2 protein-coding genes are annotated in these 2,397 nt (G+C 62.0%); both read right to left on the bottom strand.

Annotation, left to right across the window (positions count from 1 at the left end; translation table 11 throughout):
• The coding region (locus AC1DWI_RS19950) for a 4Fe-4S binding protein (RefSeq protein ID WP_477725551.1) at positions 1 to 352 on the bottom strand (352 nt) is incomplete at its 3' end.
• 148 nt (positions 353 to 500) lie between these two features.
• On the bottom strand, positions 501 to 2,397 hold a 1,897-nt coding region (locus AC1DWI_RS19945), incomplete at its 5' end, for a formate dehydrogenase subunit alpha (RefSeq protein WP_477725550.1).

Below are 2,397 nucleotides of genomic sequence, written 5' to 3'. Positions count from 1 at the left end.
TGTCCATCTTGCCGCGCACGCCAAAGGTGCCGGCAGCCGGGAACTGCGGTGCGCCGAACGGGCAGGCGTAGGAGCAGTAGCCACAGCCAATGCAGACGTCCTTGTCATGCAGGACCACGCCTTCGTCGGTGCGGTAAAAGCAGTTGACAGGGCAGACGGCCATGCAGGGGGCGTCGCTACAGTGCATGCAGGCCACCGAGATGGATTTCTCGCCGGGAACACCGTCGTTGAGTGTGACCACGCGGCGGCGGTTCACACCCCACGGGACTTCATTTTCGTTTTTGCAGGCGGTGACGCAGCCGTTGCATTCGATGCAGCGCTCCGCATCACAAACAAATTTCATGCGTGCCATGACGTCTCCAGAGAAAACCGTTTGATCGGAAGCTTGCGCGGGGCTCTGCCCAAGCAGGGGCCGCGGAACCGGCTTTGCCGGGCCGCAGGCGCAGCGGCCCCCTCGGGGGGCAGCGCATTACACGAAGTGAAAAGCGTGGGGGTCATGTTTATGCCCTTTCGACGTTGCAGACCGTCGTTTTTGTTTCTTGCATCATCGTGACGCTGTCGTAGCCGTATGTTGTTGCCGTGTTGATTGCCTCGCCGCGCACAACCGGTGCCGCGCCATTCGGGTAGTACGCCAGCATGTCGGCGCCTTGCCAGCGGCCCGAGAAGTGGAAAGGCATGAACACGGTGTCAGGCCCCACGCGCTCGGTCACCAGGGCCTGCACATTGAGGCGTGCGCCGGTGGGGGTGCTGACCCAGGCGCGTTCGCCGTTGCGTATGCCTTTTTCGGCTGCGACCTTGGGGTTGATCTCGATGAACATCTCCTGCTGCAGTTCGGCCAGCCAGGGGTTGGAGCGGGTTTCTTCGCCGCCGCCTTCATATTCCACCAGCCGACCGGAGGTCATGACCAACGGGAATTTCTCATGCACCTTGTCGGCGATGTTCTTTTGCTGGATGGTTTTGTACAGCGTGGGCAGGCGCCAGAAGGCTTTCTTGTCGTCGTGCGTCGGGTACTTGGCCATGAGGTCGGCCCGGTTGCCGTAAAGCGGCTCGCGGTGCTGCGGAATGGCGTCGGGGAAGTTCCAGACCACGGCGCGCGCCTTGGCATTGCCGAAGGGATGGCAGCCATGGTTCTTCATGACAACGCGGATGATGCCGCCCGATGAGTCGGTCTTCCAGTTCTTGCCTTCGGCGGCGGTTTTCTCGGCATCGGTCAGCTCGTCCCACCAGCCGAGTTTTTTGACCAGCAGGTGGTCGAACTCGGGGTAGCCGGTCTGGATGTCGGCACCCTTGGAATGGGATCCGTCTTCTGCCAGCAGGTTTTTGCCTTCGCGTTCCACGCCGAAGTTGGCGCGGAAGTTACCGCCGCCTTCCATCACATGTTTGGAGGTGTCATACAGGTTGGGCGAGCCCGGGTGTTTCATCTCGGGCGTGCCGTAGCAGGGCCATGGCAGGCCGAAGTAATCGCCCGTGGTGTCGTAGCCGGTTGCCTTGTCAACGCCGCCTTTGGACTTGAGGGTCTTGACGTCGAACAGGTGCATGTTGCGCATGTGCGCCTTGAGGCGCTCCGGGCTCTGGCCGGTGTAGCCGATGGTCCAGCAGGTCTTGTTGATCTCGCGCAGGATGTCTTCGGGCACGGGCTCGTCCATGCCCTTGACCTTTTGCATCTTGTAGTTCTTGGAAAGCTCTCTGGCAAAGCCGAGCTTTTCGGCGAACTGGTGCATGATCATGTGGTCGGTACGGCTCTCCCAGAGCGGCTCGATCACTTTTTCGCGCCACTGGATGGAACGGTTGGAAGCCGTCACCGAGCCGCTGGTTTCAAACTGCGTGGCGGCCGGCAGCAAATACACCGCGCGGTTGGGGTTGAGGTCTTCGGCCTTGCCGGGCATGGCCGCCATGGCGGCGGTGGCCGATGGATACGGATCCACCACCACCAGCAGGTCCAGCTTGTCCATCGCGCGTTTCATTTCCAGGCCGCGCGTCTGTGAGTTGGGCGCGTGGCCCCAGAAGAAGACGCCGCGCAGGTTGGAGTCCTGGTCGATGAATTCGTTTTTCTCCATCACGCCGTCGATCCAGCGCGAGACCGTGATGCCGGGTTTTCCCATCATGGCGGCGGAGGCATAACGCCCCTTGATCCAGTCGAACTCGACGCCCCAGATCTTTGCGAAGTGCTTCCAGGAGCCCTCGGCCAGGCCGTAGTAGCCGGGCAGCGAATCGGGGTTGGGGCCGACGTCGGTGGCGCCCTGCACGTTGTCGTGACCGCGGAAGATGTTGGTACCGCCGCCGGAAACACCGACATTGCCCAGCGCCAGCTGCAGGATGCACGAAGCACGAACCATGGCGTTGCCGATGGTGTGCTGGGTCTGGCCCATGCACCAGACGATGGTGGACGGCCGGTTC

This window comes from Polaromonas sp. P3_C2, assembly GCF_056402675.1.
The sequence above is the reverse complement of the archived record's forward strand: the minus strand, read 5'-3'. Positions and strand labels throughout refer to the sequence as shown.